Origin of the sequence: Aeromonas sp. s10, assembly GCF_040907975.1 — a bacterium.
GTDB classification, from domain to species: Bacteria; Pseudomonadota; Gammaproteobacteria; order Enterobacterales; family Aeromonadaceae; genus Aeromonas; species Aeromonas caviae.
Genome location: NZ_JBFOCV010000043.1, coordinates 84,490 through 97,406 on the forward strand (window position 1 = coordinate 84,490; position 12,917 = coordinate 97,406).

Annotated in this window: 10 protein-coding genes; all 10 read left to right on the forward strand. The window is 65.6% G+C overall.

Annotated elements, in window-relative coordinates; all coding sequences use genetic code 11:
- The first annotated feature begins 82 nt into the window (after window positions 1-82).
- Window positions 83-724 (forward strand): TetR/AcrR family transcriptional regulator, encoded by a 642-nt coding sequence (locus AB5Y59_RS16220; RefSeq protein WP_368212340.1) that lies wholly within the window; start codon window positions 83-85, stop codon window positions 722-724.
- A complete protein-coding gene (gene hlyD, locus AB5Y59_RS16225) occupies window positions 721-1,689 on the forward strand; it encodes a secretion protein HlyD (RefSeq protein WP_368212342.1) in 969 nt (322 codons plus the stop codon). Before AB5Y59_RS16220 ends, hlyD begins: the two co-directional genes overlap by 4 nt.
- The gene (locus tag AB5Y59_RS16230) at window positions 1,686-3,455 is read left to right on the forward strand and encodes an ATP-binding cassette domain-containing protein (RefSeq protein ID WP_368212344.1); all 1,770 of its coding nucleotides are present in this window, start codon (window positions 1,686-1,688) and stop codon (window positions 3,453-3,455) included. Before hlyD ends, AB5Y59_RS16230 begins: the two co-directional genes overlap by 4 nt.
- Window positions 3,452-4,561: an ABC transporter permease gene (locus AB5Y59_RS16235; protein WP_368212346.1), complete on the forward strand. Its 1,110-nt coding sequence runs from the start codon at window positions 3,452-3,454 to the stop codon at window positions 4,559-4,561. Before AB5Y59_RS16230 ends, AB5Y59_RS16235 begins: the two co-directional genes overlap by 4 nt.
- Before the next feature lie 3 nt (window positions 4,562-4,564).
- Window positions 4,565-5,653 carry an ABC transporter permease gene (locus tag AB5Y59_RS16240; protein WP_368212347.1) on the forward strand — a complete coding sequence of 363 codons (1,089 nt, stop codon included), beginning with the start codon at window positions 4,565-4,567 and terminating at the stop codon, window positions 5,651-5,653.
- A 305-nt stretch (window positions 5,654-5,958) separates the two neighbouring features.
- Window positions 5,959-8,505: a nitrite reductase large subunit NirB gene (nirB, locus tag AB5Y59_RS16245; protein ID WP_368212349.1), complete on the forward strand. Its 2,547-nt coding sequence runs from the start codon at window positions 5,959-5,961 to the stop codon at window positions 8,503-8,505.
- A gap of 100 nt (window positions 8,506-8,605) precedes the next feature.
- On the forward strand, window positions 8,606-8,923 hold the full coding sequence (gene nirD / locus AB5Y59_RS16250; RefSeq protein WP_201888826.1) for a nitrite reductase small subunit NirD: 318 nt from the start codon (window positions 8,606-8,608) through the stop codon (window positions 8,921-8,923).
- Between the two features lie 136 nt (window positions 8,924-9,059).
- Window positions 9,060-9,872, forward strand: coding sequence for a nitrite transporter NirC (nirC, locus tag AB5Y59_RS16255; RefSeq protein WP_368212350.1), 813 nt, complete (start codon window positions 9,060-9,062; stop codon window positions 9,870-9,872).
- A gap of 12 nt (window positions 9,873-9,884) precedes the next feature.
- Complete coding sequence (gene cysG / locus AB5Y59_RS16260) at window positions 9,885-11,291, forward strand: siroheme synthase CysG (RefSeq protein WP_368212352.1); 1,407 nt, start codon at window positions 9,885-9,887, stop codon at window positions 11,289-11,291.
- Window positions 11,292-11,423: 132 nt separating this feature from the next.
- Complete coding sequence (gene mgtE, locus AB5Y59_RS16265) at window positions 11,424-12,848, forward strand: magnesium transporter (protein ID WP_045522860.1); 1,425 nt, start codon at window positions 11,424-11,426, stop codon at window positions 12,846-12,848.
- The last annotated feature ends 69 nt before the right edge of the window (window positions 12,849-12,917 follow it).

The following is a 12,917-nucleotide window of genomic DNA, read 5'->3' on the forward strand; positions in this document are numbered from 1 at the left end:
AAAGATCCTGTCGCCCGCTTCCGCATTTTTTATACGGACGTATAATTGCGTACAAAATGCATACACCAGGAGCACCAGCCAGATGCACCCCACCCGTCAGAAACTGCTCGATACCGGCCTCGCCATCGCCACCGAGAAGGGGCTGCGCGGCCTGACGGTGCGCGAGCTGGCGGCGGCGGCCGAGGTGAACCTCGGCTCCTTCGTCTACCACTTCGGCAACCGCGACGCCTTTATCGACGAGTTGGTCGAGCTCTGGTACGCCCCCCTCTATGACGAGCTCAAGGCGGTGGCAGCCAAAGGCTCCTACTCCTCTGCCATCGCCATGTTCGAGGCGACCATGGAGGCGCTGATCGGGCTGGTGGCCCGCCAGCGCGGCTTCATCAACCACCTGTTTGGCGATGCCCTGGCGGGTGAAGGGGCGGCCCAGCGCTTTCTGCTCAGCCTGCCGCGCCGTCACCCCCTGCTGCTGATCGAACAGGTACGGATGGCACAGGCGGAAGGGTCGCTGGTCGCGGGTCACCCGCTCCAGCTGATGATCTTCATCATGGGGTCGGTCGGCCTGCCGCTGGTGATCGCCGGCAGCGGTCGCCAGCTCGGCTGGCTGCCCGAACAGGCCGCCCCTTTTCTCAGCCAGATAGACAACCCCGAGGCCGCCAGACAGCGGCTGGTATGGGCCCTGCGCGGCCTGCTCCCCACCGACATCAAGGAAGGAGAAACGGCATGAAACAACGCATTGCAATCCTGGCCCTGCTGCTAACCGTTATCGGTGGCTACCTCTGGTGGCAGGGGCGCCCGGCCGACGGCTCCATCCTCTACGGCAACGTCGATATTCGCGACGTCAATCTGGCCTTTCGGGTCGGCGGCCGCGTCGATCAGGTGCAGGTCGATGAGGGAGATAGCGTAAAAGCCGGTCAACTGCTGGCACGCCTGGATCCGGCTCCCCTCACCCACAGCCGCGACAGCGCTCGCGCCAATCTGGCTGCACTCACTGCCGCCAACGCCCTGATCCACAAAGGCTATCGCAGCGAAGAGACCGACCGCGCCCGGGCCGCACTGGCCGCAGCCGAGGCCGCTGCGCTGGAAGCCGACCAGCAGTGGCGCCGCCAGAGCGCATTGGCAGCCACCGGCGCCATCTCCCGCGGTCAGCTCGATACCGCCCGCTCCCAGCGAGACCAAACCCAGGCGCAGGTACGCTCCGCCCGCGAACAGCTCGCCCAGCTCGAAACCGGCTATCGCCCGGAAGAAATTGCCCAATCCGATGCCCAGCTGGAAGGGGCCAAAGCGGCGCTCGCCAGTGCCGAGCTGGCGCTGGCAGATGCCAACCTGACCGCCCCCAGCGACGGCATCATCATCAGCCGCGCCATCGAGAACGGCAGCATGGTGCAGAGCGGAGCGACCGCCTTCAACCTCTCCCTGACCGCACCGGTCTGGGTGCGCGCCTATGTGGAGGAGCCCTGGCTCGGCCACTTCCCGAGCGGCGCCAAAGTGACCCTCACCACCGACTCGCGGCCGGACAAGCCCTATCACGGGGTGGTGGGATTTGTCTCGCCGACCGCCGAGTTCACCCCGAAATCGGTGGAGACGCCGGATCTTCGCACCCACCTCGTCTACCGGCTGCGCATCGTGGTGCAGGATCCCGACCCGGCCCTGCGCCAGGGGATGCCGGTCACCGTCAGGTTGGCGCCATGAGCTGCGCCATCTCCCTCGAGGGGCTCACCAAACGCTTTGGCGAGCGGGTCGCCCTCAACGCCATCTCGGCCACCATTCCGGCTGGTGGCATCACCGGGCTGGTCGGCCCCGACGGCGCGGGCAAGAGCACTTTGCTGCGCCTGCTGGCCGGTCTGCTGATCCCCGAAGCGGGCACCATCCGGGTGCTGGGGCTGGATCCGGTGAACGAGGGGGATCTGCTGCGCCAGCGCCTCGGTTACATGCCCCAGCAGTTCGGCCTCTACGAGGATCTCAGCGTGCTGGAGAACCTCACCCTCTACGCTGACTTGCGCGGCGTACTGGAGCCCGAACGCACGCCCACCTTCGCGCGGCTGCTCGCCTTCACCGATCTCGCCCGCTTCACCGCAAGGCCGGCAGGCAAGCTCTCTGGCGGGATGAAGCAGAAACTCGGGCTGGCCTGCGCCCTGCTCGGCACCCCGGATGTGCTGCTGCTCGACGAACCTGGGGTCGGGGTTGATCCCATCTCCCGCCGCGCCCTCTGGCAGATGGTGCGCGAGCTGGCCAAAGGGGGGATGACGGTGCTCTGGAGTACCGCCTATCTCGATGAGGCGGAGCTGTGCGACCACGTGCTGCTGATGGCGGATGGCGAGGTGCGCACCAGCGGCACGCCGGCCGATCTGATGGGGGCCATGGCCAGCCGCTGCTGGCTGCTGGAGGCGGGGCAGCTGGATGGCCGCGAGCGACGCGCCCTGCTGCGCCGGGCACTGGCTCACCGGGCGGTGATGGATGGCGCGGTGGCGGGGGAGCGGGTTCGCCTGCTGCTGCACCCGGGCATGACGCCCCCGCCGCTCCCGGAGCTGCAGTTGGCCAACGGCGCCTTTCAACCGGCCCAGCCCCGGCTGGAGGATGCCTTTATCGATCTGCTGGGGGGCAGCCCCGGCGGTGAGTCGAGTCTGGCAGCCGGGATGCGGGAAGCGGAACTGCCGCAGGGGGTCTCCCCCGAGGCGGTGATCGAGGCGCGCCACCTCACCAAGCGCTTCGGCGATTTTGCCGCCACCGATGACGTCAGCTTTGCGGTGCGCCGCGGCGAGATCTTCGGCCTGCTCGGCCCCAACGGGGCGGGCAAGTCCACCACCTTCAAGATGGAGTGCGGCCTGCTGCGCCCGAGCGAGGGGCAGGCGCTGGTGACCGGCATCGATCTGGCCCACAGCCCCTCGGCGGCACGCCAGCGCCTCGGCTACATGGCGCAGAAGTTCTCCCTCTACAAGCAGCTCACCGTGGCCCAGAACCTCTCCTTCTTCGCCGGTATCTACGGCCTGTTCGGCCGCCACCAGCAGACGCGGATCGATGCCATGGTGACTGCCTTTGCCCTCGCCCCCTGGCTCGATCAGAAGGCGGAATCCCTGCCCCTCGGCCTGCGCCAGCGCTTATCGCTCGCCTGCGCCCTGCTGCACGAGCCGCCGCTGCTGTTCCTCGACGAGCCCACCTCCGGGGTCGATCCGGTGACCCGGCGCGAGTTCTGGTCGCACATCAACGCGCTGGCCGACCACGGCGTCACCGTGCTGGTCACCACCCACTTTATGGATGAGGCGGAGTATTGCGACCGCATTGCCCTCATCTATCGCGGCAAGCTGCTGGCCCTCGGCACCCCGGACGATCTCAAGGGGCTGGCCGCCAAAGAGGCGGCGACCTCTTTGCCAACCGGCTCCTTGCCGACCTGTTCTTTGCCAACAATGGAAGAGGCCTTTATCACCCTGGTCGAGCGGGCCAGCGAGGAGGACGCATGAGCATCAACCGTCGGCGACTGCTGGCCCTGTGTCGCAAGGAGATGCTGCAAATCGTCCGTGACCCGAGCAGCATCCTCATCGCCTTCATCATGCCGGTGGTGCTGCTGGTGGTGATGGGTTACGCCATCAATCTGGATGTGGACCATCTGCGCCTCGGCATCTGGCGCACCGACAGCGGCGCCCCGGCAGTGCGGCTGGAGCAGGCCCTGCGCGGCTCTACCGCGCTGGAGATCCACAGCGGGCCGAGCAAGGAGTCCCTGCTCGCCAGTCTGGCCCGTGGCGAGATCCGCGGCCTTCTGGTGATCGATGACGGCTTCTCCCGCGCGCTGGCCGGTCAGGGCAATGGCACGCCGCAGGCGCTGCTGCTGACCGACGGCTCCGAGCCCAACACCGCCAACTTCGTCACCAACTATGTGCAGGGGATCTGGCAGGGGTGGCTCGCTGGCGAGGGGGTCGCCATGCCGGTGTCGATAGAGAGCCGCGCCTGGTTCAACCCGGCGCTGGTGAGCCGCAACTTTCTGGTGCCTGGCTCCATTGCGGTGGTAATGACCATCATAGGCGCCCTGCTCACCTCGCTGGTGGTGGCGCGGGAGTGGGAGCGCGGCACCATGGAGGCGCTGCTCGCCACCCCGGTCACCAAGGGGGAGCTGCTGCTCTCCAAGCTGCTGCCCTACTATGGCCTTGGCATCATCGCCATGCTGCTCTGCCTGCTCTTCTCGGTGGCGGTGATGGCGGTGCCGTGGCGCGGCTCCCTGCTGCTGCTCTTTCTGGTCACCAGCGTCTTTCTCGGCAGCGCCCTCGGGCTCGGGTTGTTTCTCTCCACCGTGATGCGCAGCCAGTTCAACGCCGCGCAGGCGGCGCTGATCGCTGCGTTTCTGCCCGCGGTGATGCTGTCGGGCTTCGTGTTCGAGATCGCCAGCATGCCGCCTTGGCTTCGGGCCATCACCCACCTCATTCCGGCCCGCTATTTCGCGAGCTCCTTGCAGACCCTCTATCAGGCGGGCAGCGTATTCTCGATCCTGCTGGTCAACGGTTTCTGTCTGCTGCTGCTGGCCGGTTTCTGGCTGGCCCTGACCGCCCGCAAGACGCGGCGCACTCTGGAGTAACCCATGCTGATCCGACTCTGGTGGCTGATCCGAAAAGAGCTGCAGGCCCTGATGGGCAATACCCAGGGGCGCTTTCTGCTCATCATGCCGGTGCTGCTGCAAACCGCCCTCTTCCCGTTCGCCGCCACTCTGGAGGTTACCGGCAACACGCTGGCCATTTACAACCAGGATGGCGGCGCCCAGAGCCGCGAGCTGCTGGAGCGCCTCACCCATATGCCCGCCTTCACCACCATCATTCCGGTGCAGGGCGAGGCGGGCATGACCGAGGCCATCACCGGGCAACGGGCGCTGCTCGGGCTGATTATTCCGGGGGATTTCTCGCGCCGGCTGGCGCGGGGCGAACCGGCCAAGGTGCAGTTGATCATCGACGGACGCCGCTCCAACGGCGGTCAGGTAGCGGCGGGCTACATCAGTCAGGTGATCGCCCGCTGGCAAAGTGAGGGCAAGGGGCAACCCGAGCTGGCGGTACGCAACCTCTACAACCCCAACGTCGAGTTCCACTGGCATATCCTGCCGGCCCTGGTGGCCATCATCACCACCACCGGCTGTCTGATTGTCACCGCCCTCTCGGTGGCGCGGGAGCGGGAAGAGGGCACCTTCGATCAGCTGCTGGTCTCGCCCCTCACCGCAGGCTGGATCATGGCGGGCAAGGCGGTGCCCGGCATCATGGTGGCGGTGGGACAAGGGTGCATAGTCGCGCTGGCCGCCCGTTTTGTCTTTCACCTCCCCTTTGCCGGCAGCCTCAGCCTGCTGATGGCGGGCATGGTCTGCTACGGGCTGGCACTGGCCGGGATCGGGCTCTTCATCTCGTCGTTCTGCTCAACCCAGCAGCAGGCGTTTCTCGGGGTCTTCTCCTTCACCGTCCCGGCGGTGATCCTCTCGGGCTACATCTCACCGGTGGAGAATATGCCGCAGGTGTTCCAGTGGCTGGCGGCCATCGACCCCCTCACCCACTTCATCGTGCTGCTCAAGGGGGTCTTTCTCAAGGGGTTCGGCTGGTCGGCGGCCTGGCCCCTGATCTGGCCCCTGCTCGCCATCGCCGGCGTCACCCTGTCGCTGGCGCTCGCCATGTTCCGCCGCCATATCGTCTGACTCGCCACCTTGCTCAGCTGATGCCCATTGATACCGGTCTCGCCAGTGCGAGACCGGTCTTTTTCCGACAGAAGTTTTCACTCCCCGGCAGTTGGTAAACCGGGCTTTCCCTCCACCATTCCTCACCCCGAGCCAGCCCAGAAATAATCAACTGGCATACCTATTTTTGTATAGTATTGAATTTTCTCGAATTACCCCTGAGGAGATATATAAATAGACACTTGATTTGCATCAATCGCCCACCCCTGCCGACTGGGTAGCCTAGCCCCAGAATGATGTTTTATTACTCCAAACTTGAGGCAACTATGAGCAAAGTCAGACTGGTCGTTGTGGGCAACGGCATGGTGGGGCACCGCTTCATCGAAGAGCTGATCGAGCGGGCCGATCCGGGCCGCTACGAGATCACCGTCTTCGGTGCAGAACCCCGTCCCGCCTACGATCGCGTCCATCTCTCCTCCTACTTCTCCCATCACACCAGCGAAGATCTCTCCCTCGTCAAACCCGGCTTCTACGACAAGCACGGCATCCGCCTGCTGCTCGGCGAAGCGGTGAAAAAAATCGACAGGGCCAACCGCGAAGTGCACTCCAACAAGGGCACTGTGGTCGAGTACGACAAGCTGGTGCTGGCCACCGGTTCCTACCCCTGGGTGCCGCCCATCCAGGGCAGCCAGCACCATGAGTGCTTCGTCTATCGCACCATCGAGGATCTGAAAGCCATCCGCAGCGCCGCCAAGAGCGGCAAGAGCGGGGTGGTGATCGGGGGCGGTCTGCTTGGCCTCGAAGCCGCCGGTGCCCTCAAGGCGTTGGGTCTCGAGACCCACGTGGTGGAGTTTGCTCCTGTGCTGATGGCCGAGCAGCTCGACGGTCAGGGCGGCCAGCTGCTGCGCCGCAAGATTGAATCCATGGGCGTGCAGGTACACACCAGCAAGAGCACCAGCGAGATCCTGATGCATGGCGGCGAGCAGGCGAAACACCGCCTCGCCTTCGCTGACGGCAGCCAGCTGGAAGTGGACGTGGTGGTCTTCTCCACCGGCATTCGACCGCAAGATACCCTGGGCCGTTACGGTGATCTCGCCATCGCCGAGCGCGGCGGCATCGTCATCGACGATCACTGCCTCACCTCAGACCCCGACATCTATGCCATCGGCGAGTGCGCCGCCTGGCAGGGCCGCTTCTTCGGGCTGGTGGCGCCGGGCTACAAGATGGCCCAGATCACCGTCGACCATCTGCTCGGCGGCGACAGCCGTTTCGAGGGGGCGGACATGAGCGCCAAGCTCAAGCTGCTCGGCGTCTCCGTCGGCTCCATCGGTGATGCCCACGGCCGCACCCCGGGCAGCCACAGCTATGTGTTTCAGGACGATCAGGCCGGCGTCTACAAGAAAATCGTGGTGAGCGAAGACAACAGCCGATTGCTCGGCGCCGTGCTGGTGGGTGACGTGGAAGATTACGGCAACCTGCTGCCGATGATGCTCAACGCCCTGCCGCTGCCGAGCCACCCGGACACCCTGATCCTGCCCGCCTACGCCGGTGCCAAGCCGACGCTGGGGGTGGATGCCCTGCCGGAGAGCGCCCAGATCTGCTCCTGCTTCGACGTCTCCAAGGGCGACATCGCCAAGGCGGTGGCCGAGGGCCACACCACCCTGGCAGCCATCAAGCAGCACACCAAGGCCGGCACCGGCTGCGGCGGCTGCGTGCCCCTCATCAGCCAGGTGCTCAACGCCGAGCTGGTGAAGCAGGGCATCGAGGTCAACAACCACCTCTGCGCCCACTTCCCCCACTCCCGTCAGGAGCTGTTCCATCTGGTCAAGGTGGAGGGGATCAAGAGCTTCGACGAGCTGCTGGCCAAACACGGTCAGGGCTATGGCTGCGAGGTGTGCAAACCGACCGTCGGCTCCATCCTCGCCTCCTGCTGGAACGAGCATGTGCTGAGCCCGCTCAACACCCAGCTGCAGGACACCAACGACATCTTCCTCGGCAACATGCAAAAAGACGGCAGCTACTCCGTCATCCCGCGCATGGCCGGTGGTGAAGTGACCCCGGAAGGGCTGCTGGCGGTGGCCGAAGTGGCCCGCGACTACAAGCTCTACACCAAGATCACCGGCGCCCAGCGCATCGGCCTGTTCGGGGCCCAGAAGGATGATCTGCCTGCCATCTGGCGCAAGCTGCTGGCGGCCGGATTCGAGACCGGTCAGGCCTACGCCAAGGCGCTGCGCATGGCCAAAACCTGCGTCGGCAGCACTTGGTGCCGCTTCGGCGTGCAGGACAGCGTCGGCCTCGGGGTCTTCCTCGAGAACCGCTACAAGGGCATTCGCACCCCGCACAAGATGAAGTTCGGCGTCTCCGGCTGTACCCGCGAATGTGCGGAAGCCCAGGGCAAGGACGTCGGCATCATCGCCACCGATGCTGGCTGGAACCTCTATGTGGGCGGCAACGGCGGCATGAAGCCGCGCCACGCCGACCTGCTGGCGTCCGACCTCGACCGCGAGACCCTGATCAAGCTGATCGACCGCTTCATGATGTTCTACGTCACCAGCGCCGACAAACTGCAGCGCACCTCGGTCTGGCTCGGCAACCTGGAAGGGGGCGTCGACTATCTGCGCGAGGTGATCGTCGATGACAAGCTGGGGCTGGCCGAGACGCTAGAGCGCGATATCCAGACCCTCATCGACAGCTACGAGTGCGAATGGTCGCGCACCCTCAACGAAGAGGAAGCGCTCAAGCGTTTCAGCCACTTCATCAACAACGACAAGCGCGATCCGGACGTTCAGTTCGTCGCCGAGCGCGACCAGCACAGACCGGCGACCCCGGCCGAGCGCATCCCCATCTACCAGATCGAGGTGGAAACCAAATGATGAAATTAGCCTGCCAACCCAACGGCATCCTGATGGGCTGCATGGACGTTTGCGCCCTGCTCGATAGCCAGTCCATCCAACTCGAGGTGGAGATTAAGCGATGAAACTTGCCTGCCAACTCAACGATATCCTGCCGGGCACCGGCGTCTGCGCTCTGATCGAGGGTCGTCAGATCGCTCTGTTCCGCCCGAGCGCGGCCGCCGAGGTGTTCGCCATCGACAACCGGGATCCCTTCTTCACCGCCAACGTGCTGTCGCGGGGCCTGATTTGCGAACACGACGGCGAGCTCTGGGTGGCCAGCCCGCTCAAGAAGCAGCGCTTTCGCCTGAGCGACGGCCACTGTTTCGACAACCCTGAGATGTCGGTGCAGAGCTACCCCGTTGAAGTGCGCGACCAGCAGGTCTGGGTCGCCGTCTAACACCAGACCCCACCCCGGCCCTCCCCTTCACAGGAGAGGGAGCAAAAAGCCCCTCCCCCTTGACAAGGGGGAGGCAGGGAGGGGGTTAAAAAACAGTCAGGGCTGCCCGCGGGCGGCCCTCTTGAAGGAAACAAAGATGTATACCGAAACCATCAACAAGTGCGCCGCCAACGCGGCCCGCATCAATCGCTTCGAGCGCAGCGACAAGCTCGGCTTCTGGCTCAGCTCGGCCATGGCGGGGGCCTATGTTGGCCTTGGCATCATCCTCATCTTCACCCTGGGCAACCTGGTGGATCCCGCCATCCGTCCGCTGGTGATGGGGGCCACCTTCGGCATCGCCCTGACCTTAGTTGTCATCGCCGGCTCCGAGCTGTTTACCGGCCACACCATGTTCCTCACCTTCGGGGTGAAGACGGGCAAGATCACCATGGCCGACCTGCTGCGCATCCTGCCGCAGACCTGGGCGGGCAACCTGATTGGCTCCATCGTGGTGGCGCTCATCTACTCCTACGGCGGCAGCCTGCTGCCGGACGCAGGCAGTCTGGCCCACAAGGTGGCGCTGGCCAAGACCCAGGCACCGGCGCTGACCCTGTTTATGAAGGGGATCCTCTGCAACTGGCTGGTCTGCCTCGCCATCTGGATGGCGCTGCGCACCGAGGGTGCCGCCAAGTTCATCGCCATCTGGTGGTGCCTGCTCGCCTTTATCGCCTCCGGCTACGAGCACTCGGTCGCCAACATGACCCTGTTCGCCCTCTCCTGGTTTGGCGCCCACTCGGAGGCCTACACCCTGAGCGGCATCGGCCACAACCTGCTGTGGGTGACGCTGGGCAACACCGTCTCCGGCGCCCTCTTTATGGGCCTCGGCTACTGGTATGCCACCCCCAAGGCTGAGCGCCCGGTCGCGGTGAGCGACACCACCAGCACCGCCAACCAGACCCGAACCGCCTGATCAGGAGGCCCCATGGACTACTTGCCCATCTTTTGCCGACTCGACAACAAACCCGTGCTGCTGGTCGGCGGCGGCGAGGTGGCGGAGCGCAAGGCGCGCCTGCTGCTGGATGCCGGTGCCCAGCTCACCGTGGTCGCGCCCGAGCTCGACCCCGAGCTGGCGGAACTGGCTGCCAACGGCAGCATCGAGTGGCTGGCCGGTGAATTCGCGCCGCAGCAACTGGCGGGCAAGTGGCTGGTGGTGGCCGCCACCGATCGGCGCGAGGTGAATGCGCTGGTCTACCAGAGCGCCAACCGGGCGCGGATCTTTGCCAACGTGGTGGATGACCCGAAACGCTCCAGCTTCATCATGCCGTCGATCATCGACCGCTCACCGCTGATGGTGGCCATCTCCTCCGGCGGCAAGGCGCCGGTGCTGGCCCGCTTGCTGCGGGAAAAACTCGAAGCCCTGCTGCCCCAGCATCTGGGCGCCGTGGCGGCCTTCGCCGGCAGCCTGCGGGAGCGGGTCAAGGCCCGCTTCGCCAGCATGGGGGAACGGCGCCGCTTCTGGGAGCGGCTGCTCGGGGCGGATCGGCTCGGTCAGGCGCTGGCACGGGGCGATAGCGCCTCTGCCAATCAGCTGGCCGACAGCCTGTTTGCCGATGAAAGCCACTCCAGTGGCGAAGTGGTGCTGGTGGGAGCCGGCCCCGGCGATCCGGGCCTGCTCACCCTGCACGCCCTGCGCCAGATGCAGCAGGCGGACGTGGTGGTCTATGACCGGCTGGTCTCCGACGAGGTGATGGCGCTGGTACGCCGCGACGCCAAGCGCATCTTCGTCGGCAAGCAGGCAGGCAACCACTGCGTGCCGCAGGAGGGGATCAACCAGCTCTTGCTGGAGGAGGCGCAGAAGGGGCAGCGGGTGGTGCGGCTGAAGGGGGGTGACCCCTTCATCTTCGGCCGTGGCGGCGAGGAGCTGGAGACGCTGGTCGGCAGCGGCATCGGTTTTCAGGTGGTGCCCGGCATCACCGCAGCCAGCGGCTGCGCCGCCTACGCCGGCATTCCGCTCACCCACCGCGATCACGCCCAGAGTGTTCGCTTCGTCACCGCCCACGGCAAGGGAGGCGCCCGGGATCTCGACTGGCCGCTGCTGGCCAAGGACAAGCAGACGCTGGTGTTCTATATGGGGCTCTCCTCCTGCGCCACCATCCGCGAGCAGTTGCTGGCTCACGGCAAGGCGAGCAACACCCCGGTGGCGCTAATCGAGCGCGGCACCCAGCCCTGCCAGCGGGTCATTCGCGGCACCCTCGATCAGTTGCCCGCGCTGGCGGTGGGGGTCGAGAGCCCGGCCCTCATCATGGTGGGTTCGGTGGTGACCCTGGCGGACCAGCTTGCCTGGTTCGGGCAAGGAGGCGCCACAGACGCGGCCCTGGCTTCGGCCTGATCGCTGCATCCATTCCAACGCCACCCTCGGGTGGCGTTTCTTTTTCTGCATTTACTGTCATAACCTCTTGTTTTGAGTCTGGTATCCTATGGGGACTGTCCGCCGGATCACCGAATTCAGGAATTCTGCTTCATGTCCCTCCCCCCCAAGAACAGCGCCAAACAGCGTGAACACGACAGAGCCCGCATCCTCACGCTGCTGCTGGCTGATGATGCCCTCACCGAGAGCCTGCTCGACCCGCAAGGGGAGCAGGACGCAGAGCTGCGGGACCAGACCAGCGAGCTGACCCGGCTGGTCAACAGCCTGCCCGCCGCCGATATCGCCGATGCGCTGGAGTCCCTGCCGCCGGACGAGCGCCACGTGCTGTGGCAGCAAGTGGATGCAGACAAGCACGGCCAGATCCTGGTGGAAGCGTCGGAGACGGTGTGGGACAGCCTCATCAGCGGCATGAGCGACAAAGAACTCCTGCACGCCCTGAGCACCCTCGACATCGACGACCAGATCTACCTGGGCCAGCACCTGCCCCGCAACCTGATGGGGCGGCTGCTCACCTCCATGGCGCCGGTGGACAGGGACAAGGTGCGGGAGGTGATCCGCTACGGCAAGCACACGGTCGGCGCCATGATGGACTTCGAGCTCATCACGGTGCGGCCCGACGTGACCCTGGCCACCGTCCAGCGCTATCTGCGCCTGCGCGGCCAGATCCCCGAGAACACCGACAAGCTGTTTGTCACCGATCGGCGCAACCGGCTGCAGGGGGAGCTACCCCTCACCGCCGTGCTGCTGCACAAGCCCGAGACCCTGGTGAGCGACGCGATGGAGAAGGATCCGGTCACCTTCGATCCGGAAGACAACGACGAGGCCGCCGCCCGCACCTTCGAGCGGGACGACCTGGTCTCCGCCGCCGTGGTGGATGCCAGGGGCAAGCTGATGGGCCGGCTCACCGTCGCCGAGGTGGTGGATCTGGTCTATGAAGAGAGCGACACCGATCTGCGCCGGATGGGGGGGATCAGCGAGGAAGAAGACGTGTTCGCCCCCGTCTCCAAGGCGGTCAAGACCCGCTGGGCCTGGCTCGCCATCAACCTCTGCACCGCCTTCGTGGCATCGCGGGTGATCGGCCTGTTCGAGCACACCATCTCCCAGCTGGTGGCACTGGCGGCCCTGATGCCCATCGTCGCCGGGATCGGCGGCAACACCGGCAACCAGACCATCACCATGATAGTGCGGGCGCTGGCGCTGCAGCACATCCAGACAGGCAACGTCTCCTTCCTGCTGTGGCGCGAGCTGGGGGTGGCCCTGATCAACGGCCTGGTGTGGGGCGGCATCATGGGCATCGCCACCTTCCTGCTCTATCAGGATGCGGCGCTGGGGGGCGTGATGACGCTCGCCATGATCCTCAACCTGCTGGTGGCGGCCCTGATGGGGGTCATCATCCCCATGACCATGAGCCGGCTGGGGCGCGACCCGGCGGTGGGGGCCAGCGTGATGATCACCGCCATCACCGACACCGGCGGCTTCTTCATCTTCCTGGGGCTGGCGACCCTGTTCCTGCTCTAGGGCCCGAGGCTGACCGTCTGCGGCTCCTGCCATGACGCGGGGCCGCTTTCGCGCAAAAACGGCATTTCC